The organism is Acetobacterium bakii (genome assembly GCF_001263355.1).
Classification (GTDB): domain Bacteria; phylum Bacillota; class Clostridia; order Eubacteriales; family Eubacteriaceae; genus Acetobacterium; species Acetobacterium bakii.
In genome coordinates this window covers 33,771-58,453 of the sequence record NZ_LGYO01000002.1, presented here as the reverse complement: position 1 = coordinate 58,453, position 24,683 = coordinate 33,771, and the positions used below count along the sequence as shown (strand labels likewise).

Genomic DNA, 24,683 nt, shown 5'->3' with positions numbered 1-24,683 from the left:
CTCAACTTTTGAATATATTCTATCTGTTATCAACATGTTATCATGATTATACCATCATGGTAGAAAATAACAAATTTTATTCTTTAGGAGGTATTTGTTGTGAACAAACGTGAAAACGCTTTAAAGGCGTATAAACATGAAACCCCGGATTATATCCCCTGCTTTTTAACAGACTTTGTCTTTATCCAGGCATGTCCCGACCTGGAACGCTACACTGGTCTGACAAATGGCAAAGATTATTGGGGCTGCGATTGGACATTTGAGCCAAGTGTAAATGCACCAATGCCAACGCGAAATATTCATTTATTCGAGGATATTTCTGAGTGGCATGAAAAATTAAAATTTCCGGATCTGGATGCGATTGATTGGGAAAAACAGGCAGATAAAGATGTCCATACCGATTTTATGGCTTTGATTGGCGGAAAAGGTCCTACGTTAAATGAAGATGGTTCTTCAATTTATGACAAAGACGGCGCACGATTGGTGATGGTTCTGAATGGTATGTTTGAAAGATTGCATGCATGTATGGGATTTGAAAATGCACTGATGGCCATTGCAACAGATCCCGAAGAGTGTCATGAATATTTTAAAGCAATGGCTGACTGGAAAATAAAATATTTTAAAAAAATAGCAAAGTATTATGATGTGGATATTATTAATGCCCATGATGACTATGGCAGTAATGACAGGATGTTTATGTCACCCGAAACCTGGAGGAAATTGATTAAACCAGAATTGGCAAGAATGGTACAGGCCTGCCATGAAGAAGGGTTGATCTATGAACATCACAGTTGCGGTTTTATTGAGCCAATCATTCCGGATCTGATTGAAATTGGTGTTGATGCACTTGATCCGATTCAGGCCTGTAATACCAATATGGGTAAATTGAAAAAAGAGTATGGTGACAAAATAACTTTTGTCGGTGGTTTCGATAATGTACATGCGTTTGAAAGCATGAATGCCACACCAGAAACCATCAAAGCAGAATACCGAAGAGTCATCGACTTATTAGCTCCAGGAGGAAGTTATATGGCCTTCCCTATGGGTGCATCCTTTGATTTTGCTGGCGCCTTTCTGGAAGAACATTTCCAGTATGGCATGAATTTTTACAAAAACAACGCAAATAAATAATACTTATTGGAAACAGGAGGAAAAACATGTTAAAAATACAAGAAATCAAAGCAAATGTAGAAGCCGGCAAAGCCAAACTGGTACCAGGTCTCATACAGGAAGCACTCAGTGACGGTACCACCGCTCAAGTTATCCTGTCGGCAATGATCGAAGCGATGAGTAACGTCGGTAATAAATTCTCAGCAGGTGAGATCTTTGTCCCAGAAATGCTGATCGCCGCTAAAGCTATGTCGAAAGGCGTCGATGAATTAAAACCGGCACTTGCAAGCGCAGGCGCAGTATCCCTTGGACAGTGTATCATTGGTACAGTTGCCGGTGATCTACACGATATCGGCAAAAATCTTGTTTGCATCATGATAGAATCTGCCGGCTTTGATGTAATCGATCTCGGTGTCGATGTATCTGCCAATAAATTCATTGACACTATCAAAGACAATCCAGACGTTAAAGTCATTGCATTATCAGCCCTTTTAACAACAACCATGCCTTCTCTCAAAGAAACGGTTAGCGCGATCAAGTCAAGTGGATTGACAGGCTTTAAAGTGATCGTCGGCGGTGCCCCGATCACAGCAGACTTCGCAAAAGAAATCGGTGCTGACGCTTATGCGCCAGATGCTGGTTCCGCGGTTGTGACGGTAAAAGGTTTGATTTAAATTTAAATAATCAAAGATCATTGTCAGCTCAATGGAACTGGCAATGATTTTAATTCTCTCAGTAAAGGAAAAAACATGATTATTATCGGAGAAAAAATAAACGGCTCAATCCCATCAGTTGCAAAGGCAATCGCATCAAAAGATGCTGATTTTATCCGTGAACTGGCAAAAGCACAGACCGCTGCAGGTGCGTCATTCATAGATGTTTGCGCATCCGTCAACGACAATATCGAAGTAGAAACGATGAAATGGCTCATCGACTTAGTACAAGAAGTCACTGACGTTCCTATCGCAATAGACAGTCCGAACACTAGTGTATGTGTCGAATGCATTAAATTCTGTAAAAAACCTGGCCTTCTCAATTCAGTATCGCTCGAAGGTGATAAAATTGATGTAGCCTTTCCCGTACTTACAGCAAATCCAGGTTGGAAAGTGGCAGCACTTCTTAACGATGAGCGTGGTATCCCGCAGACAGCAGCAAGAAGACTTGAGGTATTTGATGGCATCATGGCACGAGCGCTACAATTCGGCATTGATCCATCCAGGATCCATATTGATCCTCTGGTTGAAATGCTCTGCACATCGGAAGATGGAATCGCAATGATTGTAAAAGTTATGAAAGAGATTAAAATAAAATTCCCAACGATTCATATCACTGGGGCAGTATCGAATATTTCGTTCAACCTGCCAGCTAGAAAACTTGTTAATCAAAGCTTTGTCGTACTTGCGATGAATGCCGGGATGGACAGTGCAATACTCGACCCGTTAAACAGAGACTTGATGGGGATGATCTTTGCGACAGAGGCACTGCTTGGTATGGATGACTACTGCATGGAATACATCGGTACATACAGAGCAGGGATCTTCGGAACTATTAAATAAAGACTATATCGGGAATGTTTGAAGTTGGTCCTGTTGAAAAAAATTCATTAATTAGTAAGACGGAATCAATCCCGTTTGAAAATCCAATACCATAGTGGGGAAATTACATCGATCTAAAAAGAAAATTCTTTATTTTTAAAAACAGCACCCGACATAAAAAGAAGCTGCTATACAAGGAAAAGCCGTTAACTCTTAATCAGGGTGTCCAGGGTTCAAATCCCTGAAGGGGCACCAAATTTTAATTTACAAAAACCGCTTAGCAGAGCCATCTGCGAGGCGATTTTTTATGTTTATTGATAATTTATTGTGTTGCTTTGTGGTGGTTCCAGGACTGCACCTGAATTGAACGAAAAAATGGTTGCTTTTTACCCTTCTGCGAATATATCGGCTAAAGGAAGCAATTTCTGGTCATATTGAGAAGGACGGTCAGAATACCAAGTAAGCAGGTTTTTATGAAAATCAGACCCTGGCACCTAAGTAATTTATTAATATTTTCAAATTAGTTGCCATGTCTCATCCAGCCGCCTAATTTTGTACTCCCATTGGTGGAACTGGATTTAAATAGAAGTACATAAAATACTGAAATAGAAATAAAATACCGCCAATAATACTGAAAAATAAAGAATTTTTATAATTCATATATTCTCCAACATTATAGCATTATTAAAAAAACCATAACAACTACTGCAATCACCTGCATTGAAAGCATTACAATTCCAATGATTAAACCAATTTTGGATTTCTTGTTTTTAGGATCGGCTAAAAGTTCTTTTCTTCCACTCAATAAAGCAATCACGGTCATCAAAAATGAAGCCATACCTATAGCGTTAATAAAAGTTTCTGACATCAACCCCAAAGTTCCAAAAACGGCTGCTATAAAAAACAATCCTATGCTCGCTAAACCTGCTTGATAAGCCCTATTTTCTTGCATAATTTACCCCTCTTTCATTTCATGATGATAATATCAAAAAAAATAAAATAAATCAACTTATATTGAATAAAAATACCTTGAGAATATTCTATTATTTATGTTATATTACAAGACTAAATGCTACTACAATTCTTATTTCCATTTAATTTCAAACCGGATAAATCAGTGAGAAAGAACAAAGCCATTTTTGACCGTTTATCTTTTTAGACCAAATGTAATCTTTGCAATATTAATTTTAAATTCAGATTCTTTCATTCCATTCTCAAATCTTTTCACATAAAAAAGAGCAGTCTCAAATTGCAAGGAAATGAGGTGAAATAGAAAGAAAAGCTGAGATGATAGTGGCTGAATCGAGAGTTTTTTTGCAATGTTAAAAAGGGGAAACTTCATAAAATTGACACAAAAATCATGCTGATGGCTGAAGTAAAAAATAATGATTCTTTATTGCGAAAATTACTATAAATATTATACCGCCCTTTATCAATTCATAAAGTGGTGTACCTTTAACAGGCTTTGATAAATGAGGGGCTAAAAAATTCCAAACAGCACTAATACTACAGCAGGAAAAAGCAGTTCAATTGTATCGTTTTGAGAGTTGCTCATCACCGAAGAATTGAATCCTAAAATAAACATAATCCACAAAAGTGTAAGAAAAAAAAGACTAGCTATTTTCATGTTTTTTGACACATCTTTTTCAATACCAAAAAAATTTGATGGGTGCTCTAGATTGATAAAATAATTAATGAAATTTCCATTTGTGTTTAGGCGTCCTTCTTTATGTGAAAGAATAAGATTAAAATATTAATCTCTATTCGTTAATAAATATTGAACTCTCATATTTTTATTGATATTATTATTCTGCTTGAATGAAGAAGAGAGGATAATGATGGAGAAATTAATATTTTAGGGTGGTCTATTATGGACCCAAATGGCATCCAACACAAAAAAAGCTGATATAATCTGAATAATAAATAGGATGAAATCATATTATATATGGTTCATCCTATTTTTCCATAGTGTAAAATGCCCTCGAAATGGTGGAAATAAATTCACAAATTTAAAAACAAATCTGTTTTTTCAACAGATGACAGTCTGATGAAAATGCTATACCTCGCGATGATTAACGTCGCAAAAAAAGACAAAGAGTCGTAATTTTGGGGTTTTAAACTAATTTAGTATGCTGAAAAACCTTAGCTCAAATATTTCTGGTTTATGAACTTTCATACGTATTCGGTGAATTTATTGTTGATAAACAATCTTTCCATATTTGGTAAGTTCATCCAAGACCCATGCCATTTTTTTCTGTGAATCTTCGCTGGTGCCTACGATACCGCCATCCCAAAATATCAAACCTCCATTTTTGCCATAGGCATCAATGGCCTTATGCACTGATTGTCTGACGATTTCCTCGGATGCCCCGGGGAAAGCTGCAGTTGAATGACGGTCCCAGCCGCCAGTAAGTACTAATTTATTTCCATATTGTTCTTTTTTTTGCATAAGACTCGCATTTGGTTCGGGTAACTGACAGATATCCACACCAATTTCCAAAAACTCATCAATCAGGAATTGACAATTTCCACAACAATGAAACTCTGCTAAGGCACCAATCTCGTGGATTGCTTCAATGATTTTCTTGAAATAAGGTTTATACATAAAATCCCAGACTTCCTTTGAGATAAATGGTCCGTTAGCTGCCGCTAAATCATCGCCAGTAAATACAATATCGGGATGAATATACTCACCCAAATATTTGACGATCTCAACTAGAAAATCAGTAATCGCAGATATAAATGCTTCTAATTCTTCCGGTTCTTCATAAATTGCACAAAGACCGTCTACCCATCCGATCATATCAATTGGAATCAGAAAGATCCCGTTGGTATTAAGCATGGCAATATCAACCTTTTCCGAATCACTCATCAATTTAAAACATTCTGCTATCTCTTTCCAGTCGAGTGATGATAAGTCTGGAAATTTTACGGTCTCCCGCCATTGATCTAGGTTCTCTATTGCCCTCCATCGCCCATCAGGCATTCTTCCGGCATCATTTTCTAACCATCGGATATTACAAAAATCGGTTCCGGTGTCGGGATCAACTTCCATCCAGAAATCAGGCATAAATACATTACTATCTTCAATAAATGACGGAACCCACAGCGGTTTTTCACCATGAGCAGCCATTAAGTAGTTCTCTCTTTTACTTATCATTTTCTTATCCTTTTTTCATCATTAAAGTCATAGTGATATCAATACTGTTAATTAAAGCGCTTTCGACTTTCTGTATACATAGTTTCTCTTGTTTTGATATTAATCGCGTAGTCACCGGAAAACACAGGTTTTTCTATAATTGAATCTGCGTATTTTTCAACAAATTCTTTGCCGGTCTGAATTGCCATTTCGACACCAACATCCATCGGCAATTGATGATATGCACCCAGCATGATCTTACCACTGAATTTTTTATACAGGTCTTCAAAATTATTGATTTCCTGAGGTGTCCACGCATCAACGCCTGCTTCAACCATTGCCGGAACAAGTTTTCCGCACTTACCGCAACTGTGCATCTCAAAGAACATACCCTGCTCATGGGTATAGTCAACGATCTCTTTCAGATGCGGAACAATTAAGTTGCGACATGCGTCCAGAGAAAAGAAAGAATTTCGTGATGTTCCCCAGTCATCATGGAAATAAATAACATCGGCATTAAAATCATCCTTATAATGTTTGATGATTTTTTTATATGTTTTTACACATTCCGTAAAAAAATCGTGAACATCATCTTCTACTTCTTCATCAATCATAGTGATCGCGGCAAATTCAAAATCCAAAAGCGAAATCAACCGTTCGAAAAATCCTGTAAATATCCAGCCTTGGACTAAATTGGGGCTGTTATAGGCGTATTCCGTATTTCGTTCGGCGCTTTGTGCCCAATCCCAGGAATCCACATCTGGCAGAGTTATATTATCTCGCCACTCCGATATATTTTTAAGGATGGGATTTCCAGGGATGACCATCGATCCCATCGCTGAAGGTTCATATACCCACTCGATTCCAAAGCTGTCTTTTCCGCCTTTTGTGCTATCATCCATATAATCACCTGATTCAGCGCTTACTATAAAACCTCTTGCAATTGCATCGGGATAACAAGCAGGACATAGTGTCGTGAGATCGTAATAGTTAGGCATCCATAATGGTTTTTCGCCTTTGTATAATGCTTTGTAATTTTCTTTTGGTGTTATTGGTGTATTATAGATCGGTGTGGGCGGTACTCCGGGAAATAAGCTTGGATACTCACCGATTGGTTCTAATTCAGTTTTTAAGAATTCTATTTTTTTCATAATGTTCTACTGCTCCTTAAAGTATTTATTTTATATAACAATTGATGCTTTTAATTATTTTTCAGTATATTATCATCTTTTTATATAACCACTAAAACATTTCCTTACTCATTTTGTCAATCTGTTGATCTATTTCTTCATAGACTCCTGGGAAATGACTCATCGCCCCGCCATGGGTTATACAAGGAATGTAAAACGATTTGCCATTAGCTTTACAAGCTCGCGCGACATCTTTGGCAATTATTTCAGATGACCAACCAGGGAAATCAAGCTCCCCGCTGTGAAGTCCACCCATAAATGAGATCTGACCACCATAGGTTTTTATCAGTGCAGGAATATTATTGGTATTCATAACCCCCTGAAAGATGTCTATGCCCATTTCGATCATAGTAGGTACGAGATTAGCAGCATAGGAATCACTATGATGAACAACCAGTTCCACCCCGTTTGCTTTATAATAACCGTAGATTTTCTTATAAGCCGGGACGAAAAATTCATTAAACATTTCAGGAGAAAAGAATGAAGATATCTGGCTACCCCAATCATCATGGTGGAAAAGAGCATCCGGATGTATTCTATCTATTAGAATTTCAGCAAATTCCAATTCGAATTCCGTAATGTAATCAATCAGTTCATGCATTGCTTCAGGTTCTTCATAGAAAGCTATTAAGGCATTCTCCATCCCCATCATATGATGAGTCATTTCAAATACACCCGGAGCATACATTGCCGTAATAAACTCTTCATTTCGATCGATCGCATTAGCATGAGCAATAGCTGGTGCCCAAGATTCATCATCCGTTGGGATAAAAGGCTTTTTCACATATTTCTTCCATTCAGTGATATCTTTTATTACCGTATGTTCTTCATCATGTACTGGGAAACCACCAATTTGACCTTCCATAAATGTCCATGTAACTCCCCAGCCATCTTTACTTGTCAGACCTGGCACCATTGGAATTCCTGCCATTGGGAATGCCGCTTCGAAAATCATATTAAGAAATTCATATTGTTTTACAAAGCGGTCAGGTTTTCCACCTTTAATCGTTTCCAATAAATTTTGTTTCTTTGTTAGCATTTAAATTCTCCTTTTCAATATTTTATGATGAAATTCTCATCAGTGTACCTGAGATCAAGCGCCTTTGATTTCCTTTGCTTTTACAGCGTCACTGCCAGCATCTGGTGCAAATCCGTCTGCAACGATTGCAACTGCATATTCCGGTGTTACTGGTGTACCACCAACGATAACTTTTTTATCAGGATAAGCTGCTTTGATGGTTTTTACGGCTTCTTTGAGTTCCGGCATGGTTGTTGTCAGAGACCAGAACAGGCGATTAGGGTTACCTTTGCTTTTACTTCTTCAATTTTTGACATGTTTCTTTCTCCTTAAATCAGTCGCTGAACATGTACAGCTTTATATGTATTGTAATGTTTTACGATTTTATTGTCAACAAAAACTGTACATGTTCAGTCTATTTAATTTTTGTAAAAAATTAGAGTCTTTGATATAATAGAAACAAATTTATTATCGAAGGAGAACACATGTCTTCTCAACGTGAAAACATTTTAGCTATTGCGACTAAATTATTTTATGATCAGGGATACAACAATACCTACTTTTATCAAATATCAGAAGCTTTAAATATTACAAAATCTTTAATTTCCTATCATTTTACAACGAAATCTCAGTTGGCTAAAGAAGTTATAGAAAAATTTTCCGTTCAGAACAAAAATAGAATTGCATTTAAACTCTATCAGAATTATTTTTTTAACAATAAATATGACTTGCAATTAAGTACTGCAATTGAAATACGACTATCAACAACTTTAATCTTGTCGGATCCGAAAGTTGCCCGTTACATTAAGGAAAGTGCTGATGGCAACTTCGAAGATATGTTTATAGAACATTATAAGAGCTTTTATAAAATTCACGATCGCCAATATCACCTTAACATCAACCGGCAAAATGATGAAATCAGCCTGCTGGCAAGAGGTGCTACCGCAGCGTCAAATGCTATAATCATCGATTTTATTAATAATTCGCTCGATTGTACATTAGATGAATGTCTTGACTATATTGTTGAGATGAATTTTCGATTTATGCGTGTGGATGAAAAAAGAATTAATCAAATAATAGATAAAAGTAAAGAAGTTATTGATAAGGTTGGCTTTGAACTCAGTCCATACTTTGTTATTGAATAACTTTATGTAAGCAACACTTTCAATGTCATTTGTGGGTTAAGCAAAAGTTCAGGCGGCAATACCGATTTTGAAATCAACCTAACCCATCCGGTGAAAAGATCTTGTGATCAGTTAAAATGAAAATAAATAGGAAAAAATATTTTTAACAACAGCACCCAAACAGCACCCGATATAATGAGACGCTGATATAAAGGGAAAAACCGTTGATTCTTAATCAGGGGGTCCAAGGTTCGAATCCCTGAAGGGGTAGCAAATTTCAAATCACAAAAACCGCTTTGCAGAGCCATCTGCGAGGCGGCTTTTTACCCTCGTGCGAATATAGCGGCTAAAGGATGCAACTTCTTATAAAGTGTGCACTTTTTTAGACGCGAAATTAAATAGTTCCAAGATGAATTTTCAGATTAGATTAGTGCAATTTAAAAAATCAACAATGTATTGAATATAAATCGATTAAAAACATGAAACAACGTTAAGGAACCCGGAGGTGACTTTGTCCGCTCCTTCAGTATGCGGAACAATTTAATATTCGAAAGCTGGTACGTCAGTACATGAAGATATTGTCATGATCCGAAAAAGAATCGCATCATTCATCCAATCGGATATTGTTAAAGGAGATGAAAAAGAATGGACATGAAAAAATTTGTACCGGTGATTGCTAAATTTGAGGAAGATGGGAATATCACACCCATGCAGGTATTATGGGAAGATGAGCGAATTTTAAAATTGAATTTATTTTTCATATCCGGCCCCGGACTTCGTTGAAGACAGGCGGTCAGTGGGTTCAATATTATGTCGAATTATGAATAAAGATGTCAATATCTATTATGAAGAACCAAAATGGTTTGTTGAGAGCAAAGAAAATAAGTAGCCGAATAGATACAAGTCGAAGCGTGGATATATATACTACCGGATGATAAAAAGGTACGCTGTGAAGAGTGTGGAATACCCATTAAGAACGTATTCCATATCAAAAATTCAATCAATCAGAATAGTCTGAGAACCGGATCGGAATGCATCAAACATATGAAAAAAATAAAGCAATCGACCACCCTAATTCAAAGAAACCGGAGTGATTGCTATTAAAGGTCCGTTCTAAAGATATGCCTTCACCATTAATTAAGATACAAATCGATAATACCTGCATTGCTATTTACAGAGAAATCCTAAAGAAATGCTGTCCGATGTTTTTTCAGTCATTAAAGAACAATACTAAAAGCCCTATCTCCCGATCAGGTTTATCTGGCCACCGGTGCGACCGATTTACGCAAGTCAATCCATGGCTAATTGATCCTTGTTCAGGAGGCCTTTGAGTAAATCCCTTTTCCAGCAGTCTATTTGTTTTCTGCAACCGCAACCAGAATAAGGTTATAATTCTTCACTATGAGCATAATGGTTTCTGGTTATATTATCGGCGATTAGAGAAGGGGCGTTTAAAAAGGCCCGGTGCTAAGAAAGCCATTCTGAATGTAAGTGAACGTGAACTTCGGATCTGGCTCGATGGCCTGTCCTTGAATCTCAATGGCCCTTACCGCGAGCTCTTTTATGCCAATCAACAACTAGCTGCATAGCGATTAAGGTGTTGATTATTGTTCTCTGCCAAGTGTGCATTCATCCTCGAAGAATATAGAGTCGATAATTCCAGTTTCTAGCAATTTCAAGTTATGTATATTCGGGAATCCAGGATAGCTAGCTGATAAAAAAACGTGTGATGAGCTTGGAATTGGAATTCACGAATGAAGCTGAGATTAAGGCGTGTATTGTATTTGTGAAATACGCTATCAGATGCTTATGTGCGAGTTTCAAAATATCGAAAAAAGTAATCGCAAAATTTTTGGGCACTCACAGAAAGGGGTGTATTTTTTTTTGTTAAGATATGGATTTGCGGTATGTTTTGACATCGATATGGTTGGACAATAATATCTTCTGAACTTGGGAGTGCTTTATTCATTCCAAGGATAAAAGGGCTCACTCCTAGACCAGATTGAACACATTGCATGGTTATATTGATGTCAGTCGAACACACGACTATGTTTGGAACAAAATTAGCCTCAGCACAATCTTTAACCACAGTATAGTAATTGGTGGAGCCACATAAGACAAGTTTTGTATCTCGGAGGTCTTCAACAGTAATGAAACTTTTTATTGCAAGTACATGGTTTTTGGGGACATAGACAATAGGATTAAGGGCATAGAATGGAGAAACATCAAATTGTTTACTATCAACCGATTTTACAGCAAAAAAAACATCAGCAGTGCCATCAGAAAGCTGGGCTTGACAAATAGTCTCACGATGTTCACCAAAACTGAGGTCAACATTGGGATGTTCTTCAATAAAACGTAAAAATGGCGATAACGTTAAAAGGGGAAGGCAACCAAGCTCTAATACAACGTTTACGGTGCCATGGATTAAGTTATTATTCAAGTTGATGGAGTCGGTTACCTTTTGATATTCGCTTAAAATATTTTTTGCATGTTCCCAAAGAAGTTTTCCCTCAACCGTAGGAGTAACACCGCGATTGCTACGTCTAAATAGTTTTACACCAAGTTCATTCTCCATTCGTTTGATCATTCGACTCAATCCTTGCTGGGAAATGAATAAATTCTCAGCTGCAACAGAAACGTTATTATCCTTGCATAGTCGCACAAAGAATTCAAGACTTTTGATATCCAAAATTATACTCCTATTCAAAAATGTAGTGGGCAAAAGTAGTATTGACTTATTCACAATAAAACCGCAAATTAACATAGTTTAGAACAATCAACGTAAAATATATAGCTCTTTATATGCCAGGAAGAAAAGGATTTCATATATTCATCATATCAAATTGAGCATAGGCTGTCAATTTTTGATATTTTTTTTACAATCTTTAAAATTGATTGTAATGGGTTACAAATAACCGTTGTTTTACTCGGTTTTGATAAGGTGCTATACTTAAATTGTAGAAAGATTAAGAGCAAATTTTATTTATAAACTATTTGTTTTTAAGATATTCTGCAATAGGATTTGTTAAAAGGTCGAGAGGTTATTTTACACTCTGGCTAATTTAAAATAAAAGGAGAAAAAGATGTTAGTATTAAACGGTAAAGAAATTAACAGAGCTTCCTTGGCAAAAATGATCGATGGTTCATTACTTAATCCATTTACAACAACCCAGGAGATTGATGAATTAGTAAAGATTTCCCTGGATTACAACACAAATTCTGTTTGTGTAAATCCTAACTATCTTGAAAGAGTTGCAAAACAATTAAAAGGTTCCGATGTTAAAGCTTGTGTTGTTGTTGACTACCCTTTTGGAACCGGATCAATTGAAGACAAAGTAAATCAGGCAAAAGTGGCCATTGAGCATGGCGTAGAAATTGTTGATTTTGTGATTGATTATGGTCATTTAAAAAGTGGGAATAAAGATCATTTATTAAAAGAAATCAAAGCTTGTGTTGCAGCAGTAAATGGTCTTGAAACAAGATTTATCATTGAAGTATGCTATTTAACACCTGAGGAAATTGTAACTGCTTGTGAGTGTGTTATTGAAGGTGGCGGGGATTTTGTAAAAACATCGACAGGTAGATTTGGCGGCCCTGATATGGAAATCATAGACCTCCTTGTAAAAACCTGCAAAGGTCGTTGCAAATTAAAAGTTGCTGGAACAGGTCAGTTTTGGACTACGAGTATTGCATTAATGTGTATTGCAGCTGGCGTGGATATTATTGGCACACGCTCTGCTAAAAAAATTGTTGACGAGTCGGAAATTTTTGAGAGATTTGCAAAAGGCATCGAAATTAAATAATCATCTTGAAAAAATAAAAGAAAAATGCTTTAAAAAAAGAGTGAAAAGAGCGGTTTCAAGATAGAAACTGCTCATTTTTTCCAGAGAAATGTAAACGATTATTTGCGGGGATGTATAATACTTAAACTAAGAAAAAATTTGCTTATTTAATTTTAAGTTATATCAAATGTAATGAGCGAGAAAACGGGAGGATTCATTTGCAACATGCTTTGCCGTTTCAACCCAAAAGAAATTTAAAAAACTGGATACTAAATAGAAGTATTGTTAGAAAATATTAAAATTTAGGAGAAAAAAATTATGGGTAAGTATGTAGTCGGTATTGATGCAGGAACTATGGGAGTGCGTTGTGTGATTTTTGATTTAAAAGGAAATGAAGTTTCAAGTGCTTATTTTGAAACCCCAACATTCTATCCAAAACCAGGATGGGTTGAACAAGATGCTAATGACGTGATTGCTTTGGCATATAAATCAGTTGCAGCGGCATTATCAAAAGAAAATGTGGATGCGTCTGAAATCATTTCAATCAGCTTTACCAATCAAAGAACAACTTGGGCGCCAATTGATAAGGATGGAAATTTTTTACATAACATGTTTATTTGGCAAGACCAACGCGGTGCTGAAATTTTTCCTTGGGCGAGAGAACAGCTTGAAAAAAACGGGATGACTGAAATGGATCTATACAATCGTTGCGGACATCCATTAGGATCAGTAGAATGTGGAACAAAAGCATTTTGGTTTAGAATCAATATGCCAGAGCTATATGAAAAAACCTGGAAAATGGTAACACCTCATGCGATGCTAGCCCACGCCTTTGGTGCAGATGATTGGTATGATGAAGAAGATGATGCTAATTGGTGGTTAGTGACAAATAGAGATACCTTTGCATTTGACCAAGAGCTATGTGATATTTTCGGAATGGATATTAATAAATACCCGAGAAATATGAAAGCTGGAACACATATTGGTATAGTTACGGAAGAAGTTGCAGAAAAAACAGGACTTGTTGTTGGAACACCACTATTTGTTGGCTCAGGTGATCAACAATGTGGTGCAGCAGGGGTTGGAAATTCGGGAACGCCTGGTCTTGGATCGGTTTGTCTGGGAACCGCGGGATTATGCATTGGTTATTCTAAAACACCAGTAAAAGATCCAAATGGAAAATGCCATGTATTAGGACATCCAGCGGGTGGTTACACCATGGAAGGGCATGCTTCTGCGGCAGCCTCGTCATTTAGATGGTTAAGAAATGCAATCTCTCAGTTTGAAATGACAGTTGCAGAAATTTCTGACATAGATATTTATGATATTATGACTGCAATTGCTTATAAAGCTCCTATTGGATCAAAAGGAACTGTTTTTTTACCTTGGCTGGCTGGAGCTAATTGCCCAAATTATAATGATGAAGCTCGTGGTGCTTTGATAGGCATGACATTAGGAACAACAAAAGCTGAAATTCTAAGAGCTGCCATGGAAGGAATCTGTTTTGAAATGAAAGAAATGCTAGCAGCTTTAAAAGATGCTGGTTTTGAAGAATTCAAAACACTTCGTGTCACAGGTGGAGCAGCGCGCTCAAAGCTATGGAATCAAATGCAGGCAGATATTTATGGTTGTAGAGTGGAAACCGCGGATGCGCCTGAAGCAACAGCACTTGGCGCAGCAATGATTGGTGCTGTTGGCGCTGGCGTATTCAGTAATCTTCATGAAGCGGCAGAACAGATGGTGCATGTGAAGGATATATATGAACCAATTCCAGAAAATGTTGCACAGTATAATGAAGTGTACAAAATGTTTAGAGCATGTTACAAAGGATTGGCTGAGAGTGGATTCAAAGAAATTTACGAATTCCAAAACAAATAAATTATAAGCATTAATATCTAAGGGGGAGTTAATCCCCCTTAAATCATTACTTTAAAATGATATCATTTGAAATCCTAAAATATTTTTTTAGGATGAAAACAAGGAGGAGTTATGGAATTTTCGTTTTTAACAGCAAGTAAGATCGTTTTAAAACAGGGTGCGATCAAGGAATTAGATCAATACGTATGTAATTACGGGACTAATTTTTTAATTGTGGTGGATAGCTTTTTTGCTCATTCGCCTATTTTAGAGAGTATTAAGACTCAGCTTGAAAGCAATGGTAAAAAAACTGTTTTTTATAGTGGGATTCAGGGAGAACCTACAGTAGAACAAGTCGACGAAGTCACGGACATAGCAATAAAAAATGGGTGTGATTGTGTTATCTCTATTGGCGGTGGAAGTTGTATTGATGTTGGTAAAGCAGTTGCAGCACTCATTACGAATGGTACACCAGCACTTGATTATATGGAAGTCGTAGGAAAAGGTAAAAAAATTACAGAGATGCCAGTTCCATTCGTGGCTTGTCCAACAACAGCTGGTACTGGCAGTGAAGCAACTAAGAACGCTGTTTTAGGCTCCCGCGTTTTAAATTTCAAGCGTTCAATGCGTTCTGATTCGATGATTGCTAATGTTGCACTTCTTGATCCAGAATTAACGAGAGAATGCCCTAAAAGCATTACTGCATTTTCAGGGATTGATGCCTTAACACATTTAATCGAAGCCTATACAACTTGGAGAGCAACACCAATTAGTGATGGTTTAGCGATGAGTGGGATTGCACTTGGCGGGAAATATTTGCAAAGAGCTTTTGATGATGGTAGTGATATGGAGGCACGGGAGGGGATGTGTACCGCATCACTTCTGGGTGGAATGGCGTTCGCAAATTCAGGACTAGGGGCAGTTCATGGCATCGCAATGGCCGTTGGTATTGCCTATCATGTTCCCCACGGAGAATCTTGTGGAATTATGCTTCCTCACATTATGAAAATAAACTCTGTTGTTGCTCAAGAACGGATGGATATTATTGGTGAAGCTTTAACAGGAAAGCGTTATAATAACCCAGGTGATGGAGCGAAAGCGGCAGTTGACTTTATTTTTGAACTTAATAATTATATGGGAATAAAGCCCGATTATAAGCATCTGAATATAGATCCAGAAGACATTCCAATATTGGCAAAAGCTAGCTTTGGAACGAGTATGTCTAGTAACCCAAAACAGTTATCTACTGAAGAATGGATATCATTTTTTGAGACGGTGATGTAAGTATATTATAAATGATTTTGGATTGTATTTGGAACAAAGTATGGGTCAAGGAGTTTGTATGATTAAGATTATTGTGTCAGATCTTGATGGGACATTACTTAACAGCAAAAAAGAATTACCTAAACGATTTCCAGAGCTAATTAAAGCGTTAAGTCGTGAAGGAATACGATTTGTTCCGGCAAGTGGAAGAGCAGCGCATACCCTTAAAGTTCAATTCTCCGAATATTTTCATGAGATTGGGTTGATTTGTGAAAATGGGAATGTGGTGTTAGATTGTGGTGAGATGATCTACCATGTGTCTATTGAAAAAAAAGAACTTCAAGAATTGCTGGGGCGGATTGCAAAAGTTGATGAATTACGTCCAGCACTATGCGGTATCCATGCGACCTATATAATGGATCGGTTACCTGCTTTTGAAGCACAGGTTAGACGCTTTTTTTATAATACAGTAATCGTAGAAAATTTTGAGGAAGTGATTGAACAGAAAGAAATCTGTAAGATATCATGTATTGATGGGATTAACCCTTTTACAAATGCATGTCCAAAACTTTTTGCGATCACTGATCATTATGATCTTATTCCTTCAGGCGAAAACTGGATTGATATTGTTAAGAAGGGCGAAAACAAAGGAAAAGCTTTGCAGATGTTGATGGCAAACATTGGAGCAAAACCTGAAGAGACAATGGCATTTGGTGACTTTCTCAACGATCTGACTCTCATGGAAGTTTGTGAACATACTTTTGCGATGAAAAATGCACATCCAGATTTGAAAGCAGTTGCCAAAAATATCACACATAAATCAAATGAAGAAGAGGGTGTGATTGATACAATCATTGAGGTGCTTAACTTAAAGTTATAAATATCAAAAAAACACTATTTTTATGAATTGAGAAACCACGCCAGGGTTCACGGAAAAATACGTCCGACGCGAGCAAAGTCTATAATGATATAGGTATCTAGGAGATCTTTTTAAACGTTTGATGTAAAGCGTTACATCTGTGATTAAGTGACGCAATTTATCAAGCAATCCCAGGAAAGACAGAGACAATAATCAAAACTATAAAAACATTACTTTTTGTTCGTTGTATATTAAAATGGCCAGAAACCATTAAATAAAATATAGTCACAAAGGAGTAAAGACTATGAGTGAACTGAAAGACATGAAAATTATGATTTTCCCCAGTAAGTATATTCAAGGGGACGGTGCAATGAACTTGCTGCCAGAAGTGATGGAAAAGTTTGGGGACAAACCATTTATTGTCGCGACAAAATCAATGGTTGAAACATCAAAAAAATTAATGGGCAACAAAGGAAAAGTTGTGCAATTTGGAGGGGAGTGTAGCCGAAGCGAGATTGATCGCATCAAAGCTATCGCAAAAGAATTTGGTGCGACAGCAATAGCCGCTGTTGGTGGTGGTAAGCCAATTGATGCAAGTAAAGTTATTGCGGATGAAATGAACATTCCCGTAATCGTTTGTGCTACGATCGCAGCTACTGATGCTCCCACTTCAGGCTGTGCAGTACTATACACCGAGGAAGGGGTGTACGTGGAAGTCCTCTATCAGAAACGAAATCCTGATGTTGTGCTGATGGATACCGATATCATACTCAAAGCACCAACACGATTCCTGATTTCAGGCATGGGCGATGCCCTGGCAACATTCTTCGAAGCGAATTCATGTGAACATACCAGGTCTTTGAGTGAAGCCTTTGCATTACGTACTAAAACCACCATGGCTCTTACAAAACTTTGTCTGGATATGCTTCTCAAGTATGGTCGCCAGGCAGTAAAAGATGCAGAAAATGGGATTAAATCTGAAGCTGTTGAAGCCATTATTGAGGCTAATGCTTTGCTTTCAGGCATTGGATTTGAAAGTGGCGGCCTTGGGTCTGCACACTCTATCCATAATGGTTTAACTGTGCTGCCAGCCACACATCACCTGTATCATGGTGAAAAAGTTGCCTTTGGTACGCTCACAGGTCTTCATTTGTACGACGATCTCGGAATCATCGATGAAGTTTATGATTTCTGCATCGACGTAGGTCTTCCCGTGACATTTGAAGATCTTCACATTCCGAATGTTACTGAAGAGGAACTTAAAGAAGTTGCGGAAAGTAGTTATTTATATAACTTCATGTCCCATGAACCAGTTGAACTTTCAGTGGAAAAAGTCATTGCAGCATTAAAGAAAACAGACAAAATAGGCCGCGAGAAAAAAGCAGCCAAGGGTAAATAATTAACAAGATTATTTCAGGACACAGCAAAAAAAATCCAGCAATGGACTGACTCCAAAGCCTCTTGTATAAAGGCTTGGTTTGGTGAATTAGGCTAGAAAAGCTGAGTTATTAATAACAATAAAACACTATTTTAGGATGAATAGTGTTTTTTGTTTTAAAGCTGACGTGTAATGGTGATATGTTTATATGAGAGTTTAAAAGAAGAAAAAAATGTGATCTATTTTAATAATCACAAACTGGTGGAATCCTATGAGAATGTGGGTAACAAATCACGACACCTAGTATACATCGGAAAATTCTTTGTGCCCGAAATGGAGGCAATATGATCTTAAATAATGGTAATCACGCTGATATCCGAGCATTTTACAGCCAATGATGTTGCTGCTAACCTAACCTGGAAAGAAGATCTTTAACAAATAGAACATTGTAATAGAAATTGGGATGCTCTAAAACACGGGATGTGGTATTGATGTTGATCAACTAATAGTCAGACTCCTACCCGTTTTTTTTCGCACAATATTAGAAAAAACAAATTGACAAAATATTGAAACATGCTATACTACACGTAAGCACTAGTCATGACTAGCACTTACGTGTAGTGAGTTTACTCGACTAAATCATAAAAAACTTCGTTTCAAAGAAAAGTATCTCGGTTATTACAGGCATTAAGTAATTGCAATAGTAACCGACAAAAGATTACTTCTGTCGGTCGGACGGTTCGATGAACTATTTGCATATTCATTACAAAAATAGTTGTTGTTTTTTGGGTTTCGTATTATCTATACATAAATATTTAAGGAGAGTTCAATGCAATCAAAAACCATCGAAAGAAAAGCATTTGATATTCGGAAACACATTGTTCACACGGTAATTAATAATGGTGACGGTCATGCTGGGCCATCATTGTCTTGCACGGATATTCTGGCGACTTTGTATTTTGATATTATGGATGTCAAAGTTGATGAACCCAAATGGTTCTGTCGTGATCGGTTTGTTCTCAGTGCGGGTCACAAATGCCTGGCACTTTATGGAACACTCATTGAAAAGGGATTTGAAAAAGCTGATGTATTGGAAACATACAATAAGTTAGGATCAAAAGTACCCGGTCATCCCGACATGAAGAAATTCAATGGCGTTGATTTTAGCTCCGGTGCATTGGGGCACGGTTTGCCAATTGGCGCTGGAATGGCTTTAAATGCAAAACTTAAAGGCGAAAAAAATCGTGTTTTTGTCTTGATGGGGGATGGCGAACAGGGTGAAGGATCCAATTGGGAAGCGGCAATGTTTGCAAGTCATCACGGCCTAGACAACCTAGTTGGTATCATTGATCGAAACGGCCTTCAAATTAATGGCAGTACCCGTGATGTTTTAGACACCCGTGATTTGAGGGAAAAGTATGCTGCCTTTGGCTGGTCGGTTAAAGTTGTCGATGGCCATAATATTGAGGAGCTTTTAAATACTTTTCAATCAATCCCTTTTCAAAAAGGGAAGCCAAGTATGGTGATTGCTAATACAATTAAAAGTAAAGGGATGCCTTTCGCTGAGGGAAATGTGAAATATCACCACTGGAATCCTGGTAAAGAATCGCAGGAATCAAAAGATGCACTGGACGCACTTGAACGATATGCAAATAATAAAGGATGGATAAAATGACAGTTAAACAGCGAAATCCACGGGATGTATTTGGGGAAGTATTGTTAGAACTGGGTAGAGAGAATGAAAGTATTGTGGCGGTGTCTTGTGATTCGGGTGCAGGATCGGGTATGGATCCCTTCAAGCAGGCGTTGCCTCATCAATATTTAGAGGTCGGTATCAATGAACAGAATGCAATTGGTGTTTGTGCCGGGCTAGCTGAAGGTGGTTCTATTCCGATTGTATCAGCTATTGCACCGTTCATCTCAATGCGTGCTTTCGAGCAGGTGCGTAACGACTTAGGTTATACAAATATGAACGTAAAAGTAATTGGCTCTAGCAGCGGCTTGTCACATTCAGCGCTGGGATCAACCCATCAAGCGATTGAAGATTTGTCGCTGATGCGAGTCATACCGAACATGGTGGTCTTAAATCCCGGTGATTGTTATGAAGTAGAAATGTCATTGCGGGAAGCAATTAAACACAAGGGGCCAGTTTATATCAGAATGCCGCGCCACCCTATGGCTGAACCTTTAGAAGTTTCGCAACGCAATTTCAAATTGGGAAAAGGAGAAGTGTTAATGAACACCGGAGATGAGATTGTAATTGCAGTTTCTGGAACATTGACGGTTGATGGTCTAATGACGGGGAAAATCCTGGATGAAATGGGATATGGGGTAAAGGTTCTAAATTTTACAACAGTAAAACCATTGGATACAGAGCTCCTTTATGAAGCATATAAAAATGCAAAATACTTATTTACTTTAGAAGAACATTCGCAAATTGGCGGTTTTGGCAGTGCCGTTCTGGAAGTATTGGGTCCAGTTAAACAGGGAGGTCCGATTCATAGTGTAGGTATTGCCGATGGCTCCTTTAATACCGGCCCCTATCGGGAATTATTGGGAGCCTACGGTCTTAGCTGGGAAAAGGTTGTAGAGCGGATTTTAAATGTGATTCAAAAATAATATAGAATAGAATTAGAGGAGAAAATAATGAAGACTGTCAGTTGTACCTTGAATACCTTATTGAATGATGATGTTTCTCTGATTGAGGAGCAAAAGAGCGATGTTAATCGCGTCCTTGATTTTGATTTGCCATTAGGAGAATATGATTTTTTAAAGAAACATGTAAAAAAAATTGGTGTAACCAAGGAATTCAGTAATGTTATTTCGACATTTAAAACGCCGGAAAATGAAACCCCCGAAGGATTTCGGGTAGCGTATCGGTTGGAATCCAATGGAATCCTGAGAGCTGATTTGATCCGCGATATTTCTTATGATAAAAATGGCAAAAAACGACCAACCAATGTACTTTTTTCAGCTGATTCCGCCAACCCATACGAGGTAAAGTCGATCAGCAAAATAATTGCTAATCTGACTTGTAATCCCGGTATTATCTACGATTTGTTTATCAACAACCCGAAGGCTAATATAGGCAATCAATTCAAAACACGGGATGAAGTAATGGAAGAAATCGGGCGGATCTTAGGAACGGGAGCAGACATCAGTGTTGAACTGAATGATCCGTTTGGCAAGTCTGATACTGAGCTTTTGGAAGAAGCCGAGAAATTCAGGGAAATGCTTTCCGAATATCGTGTGGTTATTAAGGTTCCACACACCGGACCGGTTACTAATGTAAACGTTTCAGAACTTCTTTTAGGAAATAAAAAACTTGGTAAGTCTTTCGCTGATGTAACAACTGAAGACGCTTTCCGAGGACATAATCTGGCATTGATGCTCCAAGAACATGGCTTTAGGGTGAACTTTACGTTAATGTTTGAACCATATCAGACGGCGTTAGCATTACAGGCAAAACCATATTTTGTAAACAGCTTCATTCGGCATCGTTTAATGCAATCAGAAAGCATGGAACTGAACTTAAAGCAATATAATGCAACTGGCGATCCGAAATTTATAAAAAATATCCAGGATATGTTTTTAGAAAAAGATTATCTTAATATGGATCAGGCTCAAATGGAATTGCTGATGGTTAAGAAAATGGCTGAAGACATGTTAAAATATCGTCATTTTAGTGATGCTGAAGGCTCAGACGGATTAGATAGTGTGCGACATAATTTAAGACTTTTTAAAAATACTAATTTGGATGACACAAGACTCATTATCTGTAGTATGGAAGGTGAGTTTAATTACCCTGACATTGACAAATTGTTGGTGGAAAAAGAATTTGAAGACCTTGTTTATCGCGTTGTTGTTACGGCGGAGCCAAAGTACCTGGCAAGGTTTACTTCCTGCAATCAAGTGGTATCATATCAACGTCGATTTATGAATGCCGCCAATGGACAAAAATGATAGAAGTTATAAGAGATGATATATTTTTCCAGTAGATTATGTTATACTTGTCTTAGGTGGTCATGACTAATTATAATCATGTATGATGTCGTGATAATTTATTTGAAAAGAGGTGATGATTATGAGTTATGTGAATATAAAAGCAATTCTTGGTGACGCAAGAAAAAATCATTATGCCGTTGGGGCGTTTAATATTGTAAATTATCTTACTGCGAAGGCTGTTGTTGAAGCGGCGGAAGAACTTGGACAACCGATTATTATTCAAACATCGGTAAAAACTGTAAAAGCTTTTGGGATCAAAGAAATGATGGGTTTTTTAAAACCAATCGCTGATAATGCAAAGGTGAACGTGGCGATCCATTTGGATCACTCGACAGATGTCCAATTTACAAAAGATTGTATCGACGGCGGCTGGTCTTCAGTTATGTACGATGGTTCGCAGTTGCCACTGGCTGACAATATCAAAAACACGATGGAAATCGTGGCTTACGCCAAGCCAAAGAATGTGACGGTTGAAGGCGAATTAGGTGCCATTGTCGGCGTTGAAGATGACATTGTCGTAAAAGAAAGTGATCATGCTCATGCTAAACCAGCAGATTGTCGTATCTATTTGAAAGAAACTGGAGTTGACGCGTTTGCGCCGGCTATCGGAACAGCACATGGAGTTTATAAAGGCGAAATTAAAATCGATTATGATCTTTTTGAAGAAATCAATGAATTTTCACTTTGCCCTTTGGTCCTTCATGGCGGAACGGGGCTAAATGATGAAGTGTTTCATCAGCTGATCGGCCTGGGTGCAGCAAAGGTTAATATTTCAACCGCAATTAAAATTGCATATTGCCAGGGAATGGCAGTTTTCAGCAAAGAAAATCCAACTAAAAATGATCCGCTGAAATTGGATGCCTTCACAAAACAACAAGTTAAAAAAGTTGTGACCGAGCACATCCGCTTTTTTAGTCTGATGGATTAGAGAAGTAATATGATGACGACACAACCAAATTACATTATCGATTTACACAGTCACACCACTCGATCTGATGGGGGAGACACACCGCAGGAATTTATTTCCAATGCGGCCGCTTTAGGAATGAAAGTGATCGTATTTACTGATCATGATGTTCTGCCGCCTGATCGAATCGAAGTAAATGGTGTGATGGTAGATTCCGTTCTTTATGCTAAGAAAAAAGGGCTGAAATTGATTCCAGGAATTGAATTTTCCTGTGAAACTCAGGTAGAAGATGTCCACATTATTGTGTTTGGGTGCGATTATACCAATTCTAAAATAATCGCAATGTATCAGAAGATTGTCAAAAGTAAAATATTTTCATATCAAAAGCTATTAGATATCCTGGCCAACAATGGGTATGATATAACATGGGATGAGGTGTTGAATTATGACGATATTCCAAGAAAACCCGAGGATGTACAGAAAAAAATCATTTTTAACCTCATGGCTGAAAAAGGTTATACAAAAACCTGGAGTGATGCGAAATTATTGATCAGAAACAACCCTGATTTCAGTGTGAAAAGAGAAAAACCAGACCCCGCTGACATCATCAACATTGCCCATGAAAGTTGCGGTATTGCTATTTTAGCTCATCCTTATCTCATTGATGAAACCGTTACTACTAACGATGGTACAATGACTAGAGCGGATTATATTGATAAATTGATTGATCTGGGTCTCGATGGTATTGAGGCCAGCTATACCTATGATAAGACCACATATAATGGACCTTATACAAAGGAAGAAATTATTGCCAAGGTCAAATCAGATTATCAGGATCGAGTGAAAATTATTTCAGGAGGTTCAGATTACCATGCTGACTATAAAAAGACCGATAAAAATGTCAGAAATATTGGCGAGTGCGGCGTTACACTAGAATATTTTAACAGCAACGAGCTTTTAAGAATTCTTTAATCGGTTTCTTAAAAGCTAAAAATATTTAATTCAGGCTGGTAATGATAATAAAAAGACAAGGAACCCAATGAGTATCAGTATATTATTTTCTATTAGGATGGAACTATGATAGATTCTTGTAAGGAACAGACATATATATTGGTACCGGCCTGGATTATCCCTTTGAAGCACCATTTGCCGCCGGAGATGAACTCATTGGCATCTAGGTGCGTTCGAAATATTGGACAAAAAGTATTTTCCGATAATTTCGAAAAAAATTCCTTCTGAGTTTGTGTTAATGATAAATACGTTAATAAAATGGCAAGTTTTTAAGATGATAAAGGAGAATTTGAATATGGATAAGTATTTAATCGGTATTGATGTGGGAACAACTGGTGCAAAAGCGATGATTCTTAATAAAGAAGGCAAAATCTATGGAAAAGGATACGGAGAGTACCCATGTAAAAATACCGAATTTGCCAAATTAAATAAATAGAAATAGATCAATTTTAGCGGATAATTCTTTAAATTCTATAACGTCTATGATAAAATAAGAGAAATT

The 24,683-nt window shown here is 37.4% G+C and carries 21 protein-coding genes and 2 pseudogenes; 17 read left to right on the top strand and 6 right to left on the bottom strand.

Annotated features, from left to right (window positions below):
- Window positions 1–99 precede the first annotated feature (99 nt).
- From AKG39_RS00605 to AKG39_RS00595, 3 genes are all read left to right on the top strand, one after another.
- The gene (locus AKG39_RS00605) at window positions 100–1,131 is read left to right on the top strand and encodes a uroporphyrinogen decarboxylase family protein (RefSeq protein WP_050738420.1); all 1,032 of its coding nucleotides are present in this window, start codon (window positions 100–102) and stop codon (window positions 1,129–1,131) included.
- 26 nt (window positions 1,132–1,157) lie between these two features.
- On the top strand, window positions 1,158–1,784 hold the full coding sequence (locus AKG39_RS00600) for a corrinoid protein (protein ID WP_050738419.1): 627 nt from the start codon (window positions 1,158–1,160) through the stop codon (window positions 1,782–1,784).
- A 75-nt stretch (window positions 1,785–1,859) separates the two neighbouring features.
- Entirely contained in the window at window positions 1,860–2,666 is an 807-nt protein-coding gene (locus tag AKG39_RS00595) for a methyltetrahydrofolate cobalamin methyltransferase (RefSeq protein ID WP_050738418.1), read from the top strand.
- Window positions 2,667–3,318: 652 nt separating this feature from the next.
- Here AKG39_RS00595 and AKG39_RS00590 read toward each other — a convergent pair.
- The 5 genes and pseudogenes from AKG39_RS00590 to AKG39_RS19235 form a co-directional block, all read right to left on the bottom strand.
- Entirely contained in the window at window positions 3,319–3,597 is a 279-nt protein-coding gene (locus AKG39_RS00590) for a hypothetical protein (RefSeq protein ID WP_050738417.1), read from the bottom strand.
- 1,239 nt (window positions 3,598–4,836) lie between these two features.
- Window positions 4,837–5,805 carry a uroporphyrinogen decarboxylase family protein gene (locus tag AKG39_RS00580; protein ID WP_083439340.1) on the bottom strand — a complete coding sequence of 323 codons (969 nt, stop codon included), beginning with the start codon at window positions 5,803–5,805 and terminating at the stop codon, window positions 4,837–4,839.
- A 47-nt stretch (window positions 5,806–5,852) separates the two neighbouring features.
- Window positions 5,853–6,935, bottom strand: a complete 1,083-nt coding sequence (locus AKG39_RS00575; RefSeq protein ID WP_050738414.1) for a uroporphyrinogen decarboxylase family protein — start codon at window positions 6,933–6,935, stop codon at window positions 5,853–5,855.
- A gap of 91 nt (window positions 6,936–7,026) precedes the next feature.
- Window positions 7,027–8,013, bottom strand: a complete 987-nt coding sequence (locus tag AKG39_RS00570; RefSeq protein WP_050738413.1) for a uroporphyrinogen decarboxylase family protein — start codon at window positions 8,011–8,013, stop codon at window positions 7,027–7,029.
- A 54-nt stretch (window positions 8,014–8,067) separates the two neighbouring features.
- Window positions 8,068–8,285, bottom strand: a pseudogene (locus AKG39_RS19235) (cobalamin-binding protein); the annotation flags it as partial.
- A 192-nt stretch (window positions 8,286–8,477) separates the two neighbouring features.
- On the opposite strand from AKG39_RS19235, the gene AKG39_RS00565 reads away from it, so the two are divergent.
- The 3 genes and pseudogenes from AKG39_RS00565 to tnpB form a co-directional block, all read left to right on the top strand.
- Window positions 8,478–9,137 (top strand): TetR/AcrR family transcriptional regulator, encoded by a 660-nt coding sequence (locus AKG39_RS00565; RefSeq protein ID WP_050738412.1) that lies wholly within the window; start codon window positions 8,478–8,480, stop codon window positions 9,135–9,137.
- Window positions 9,138–9,761: 624 nt separating this feature from the next.
- A complete protein-coding gene (locus AKG39_RS20385; protein WP_242852525.1) occupies window positions 9,762–9,899 on the top strand; it encodes a hypothetical protein in 138 nt (45 codons plus the stop codon).
- 563 nt (window positions 9,900–10,462) lie between these two features.
- Window positions 10,463–10,705: pseudogene (tnpB, locus tag AKG39_RS20830) on the top strand (IS66 family insertion sequence element accessory protein TnpB); the annotation flags it as partial.
- A gap of 218 nt (window positions 10,706–10,923) precedes the next feature.
- Here tnpB and AKG39_RS00555 read toward each other — a convergent pair.
- On the bottom strand, window positions 10,924–11,808 hold the full coding sequence (locus AKG39_RS00555; protein ID WP_050738410.1) for a LysR family transcriptional regulator: 885 nt from the start codon (window positions 11,806–11,808) through the stop codon (window positions 10,924–10,926).
- A gap of 394 nt (window positions 11,809–12,202) precedes the next feature.
- Here AKG39_RS00555 and deoC point away from each other — a divergent pair, with 394 nt between their 5' ends.
- From deoC to AKG39_RS19915, 11 genes are all read left to right on the top strand, one after another.
- Window positions 12,203–12,922 (top strand): deoxyribose-phosphate aldolase, encoded by a 720-nt coding sequence (gene deoC / locus AKG39_RS00550; protein WP_050738409.1) that lies wholly within the window; start codon window positions 12,203–12,205, stop codon window positions 12,920–12,922.
- A gap of 297 nt (window positions 12,923–13,219) precedes the next feature.
- Window positions 13,220–14,779 carry an FGGY-family carbohydrate kinase gene (locus tag AKG39_RS00545; RefSeq protein WP_050738408.1) on the top strand — a complete coding sequence of 520 codons (1,560 nt, stop codon included), beginning with the start codon at window positions 13,220–13,222 and terminating at the stop codon, window positions 14,777–14,779.
- Window positions 14,780–14,890: 111 nt separating this feature from the next.
- Window positions 14,891–16,042 carry an iron-containing alcohol dehydrogenase gene (locus AKG39_RS00540; RefSeq protein WP_050738407.1) on the top strand — a complete coding sequence of 384 codons (1,152 nt, stop codon included), beginning with the start codon at window positions 14,891–14,893 and terminating at the stop codon, window positions 16,040–16,042.
- 58 nt (window positions 16,043–16,100) lie between these two features.
- Complete coding sequence (locus AKG39_RS00535) at window positions 16,101–16,901, top strand: HAD family hydrolase (RefSeq protein ID WP_050738406.1); 801 nt, start codon at window positions 16,101–16,103, stop codon at window positions 16,899–16,901.
- A 283-nt stretch (window positions 16,902–17,184) separates the two neighbouring features.
- The gene (locus AKG39_RS00530; RefSeq protein WP_050738405.1) at window positions 17,185–18,279 is read left to right on the top strand and encodes a glycerol dehydrogenase; all 1,095 of its coding nucleotides are present in this window, start codon (window positions 17,185–17,187) and stop codon (window positions 18,277–18,279) included.
- A gap of 808 nt (window positions 18,280–19,087) precedes the next feature.
- The gene (locus AKG39_RS00525; protein ID WP_050738404.1) at window positions 19,088–19,933 is read left to right on the top strand and encodes a transketolase; all 846 of its coding nucleotides are present in this window, start codon (window positions 19,088–19,090) and stop codon (window positions 19,931–19,933) included.
- Complete coding sequence (locus AKG39_RS00520; RefSeq protein ID WP_050738403.1) at window positions 19,930–20,877, top strand: transketolase family protein; 948 nt, start codon at window positions 19,930–19,932, stop codon at window positions 20,875–20,877. Before AKG39_RS00525 ends, AKG39_RS00520 begins: the two co-directional genes overlap by 4 nt.
- A gap of 27 nt (window positions 20,878–20,904) precedes the next feature.
- On the top strand, window positions 20,905–22,221 hold the full coding sequence (locus tag AKG39_RS00515) for a transaldolase family protein (protein ID WP_050738402.1): 1,317 nt from the start codon (window positions 20,905–20,907) through the stop codon (window positions 22,219–22,221).
- A 121-nt stretch (window positions 22,222–22,342) separates the two neighbouring features.
- The gene (locus tag AKG39_RS20380; protein ID WP_050738401.1) at window positions 22,343–23,191 is read left to right on the top strand and encodes a class II fructose-bisphosphate aldolase; all 849 of its coding nucleotides are present in this window, start codon (window positions 22,343–22,345) and stop codon (window positions 23,189–23,191) included.
- Window positions 23,192–23,203: 12 nt separating this feature from the next.
- On the top strand, window positions 23,204–24,142 hold the full coding sequence (locus tag AKG39_RS20375; RefSeq protein WP_341406645.1) for a PHP domain-containing protein: 939 nt from the start codon (window positions 23,204–23,206) through the stop codon (window positions 24,140–24,142).
- Between the two features lie 334 nt (window positions 24,143–24,476).
- Window positions 24,477–24,617, top strand: coding sequence for a hypothetical protein (locus AKG39_RS19915; RefSeq protein WP_160316121.1), 141 nt, complete (start codon window positions 24,477–24,479; stop codon window positions 24,615–24,617).
- The last annotated feature ends 66 nt before the right edge of the window (window positions 24,618–24,683 follow it).

What these genes read in the sequence shown, in the direction of transcription:
- AKG39_RS00525 (WP_050738404.1), top strand. Translation starts at nt 19,088, where the DNA reads ATGCAATCAAAAACCATCGAAAGAAAAGCATTTGATATTCGGAAACAC.
- AKG39_RS00600 (WP_050738419.1), top strand. Translation starts at nt 1,158, where the DNA reads ATGTTAAAAATACAAGAAATCAAAGCAAATGTAGAAGCCGGCAAAGCC.
- AKG39_RS00595 (WP_050738418.1), top strand. Translation starts at nt 1,860, where the DNA reads ATGATTATTATCGGAGAAAAAATAAACGGCTCAATCCCATCAGTTGCA.
- AKG39_RS19915 (WP_160316121.1), top strand. Translation starts at nt 24,477, where the DNA reads ATGGATAAGTATTTAATCGGTATTGATGTGGGAACAACTGGTGCAAAA.
- AKG39_RS00535 (WP_050738406.1), top strand. Translation starts at nt 16,101, where the DNA reads ATGATTAAGATTATTGTGTCAGATCTTGATGGGACATTACTTAACAGC.
- AKG39_RS20375 (WP_341406645.1), top strand. Translation starts at nt 23,204, where the DNA reads ATGACGACACAACCAAATTACATTATCGATTTACACAGTCACACCACT.
- AKG39_RS00520 (WP_050738403.1), top strand. Translation starts at nt 19,930, where the DNA reads ATGACAGTTAAACAGCGAAATCCACGGGATGTATTTGGGGAAGTATTG.
- AKG39_RS00565 (WP_050738412.1), top strand. Translation starts at nt 8,478, where the DNA reads ATGTCTTCTCAACGTGAAAACATTTTAGCTATTGCGACTAAATTATTT.
- AKG39_RS20385 (WP_242852525.1), top strand. Translation starts at nt 9,762, where the DNA reads ATGGACATGAAAAAATTTGTACCGGTGATTGCTAAATTTGAGGAAGAT.
- AKG39_RS00530 (WP_050738405.1), top strand. Translation starts at nt 17,185, where the DNA reads ATGAGTGAACTGAAAGACATGAAAATTATGATTTTCCCCAGTAAGTAT.
- AKG39_RS00515 (WP_050738402.1), top strand. Translation starts at nt 20,905, where the DNA reads ATGAAGACTGTCAGTTGTACCTTGAATACCTTATTGAATGATGATGTT.
- AKG39_RS00570 (WP_050738413.1), bottom strand. Translation starts at nt 8,013, where the DNA reads ATGCTAACAAAGAAACAAAATTTATTGGAAACGATTAAAGGTGGAAAA.
- deoC (WP_050738409.1), top strand. Translation starts at nt 12,203, where the DNA reads ATGTTAGTATTAAACGGTAAAGAAATTAACAGAGCTTCCTTGGCAAAA.
- AKG39_RS00590 (WP_050738417.1), bottom strand. Translation starts at nt 3,597, where the DNA reads ATGCAAGAAAATAGGGCTTATCAAGCAGGTTTAGCGAGCATAGGATTG.
- AKG39_RS20380 (WP_050738401.1), top strand. Translation starts at nt 22,343, where the DNA reads ATGAGTTATGTGAATATAAAAGCAATTCTTGGTGACGCAAGAAAAAAT.
- AKG39_RS00575 (WP_050738414.1), bottom strand. Translation starts at nt 6,935, where the DNA reads ATGAAAAAAATAGAATTCTTAAAAACTGAATTAGAACCAATCGGTGAG.
- AKG39_RS00545 (WP_050738408.1), top strand. Translation starts at nt 13,220, where the DNA reads ATGGGTAAGTATGTAGTCGGTATTGATGCAGGAACTATGGGAGTGCGT.
- AKG39_RS00540 (WP_050738407.1), top strand. Translation starts at nt 14,891, where the DNA reads ATGGAATTTTCGTTTTTAACAGCAAGTAAGATCGTTTTAAAACAGGGT.
- AKG39_RS00580 (WP_083439340.1), bottom strand. Translation starts at nt 5,805, where the DNA reads ATGATAAGTAAAAGAGAGAACTACTTAATGGCTGCTCATGGTGAAAAA.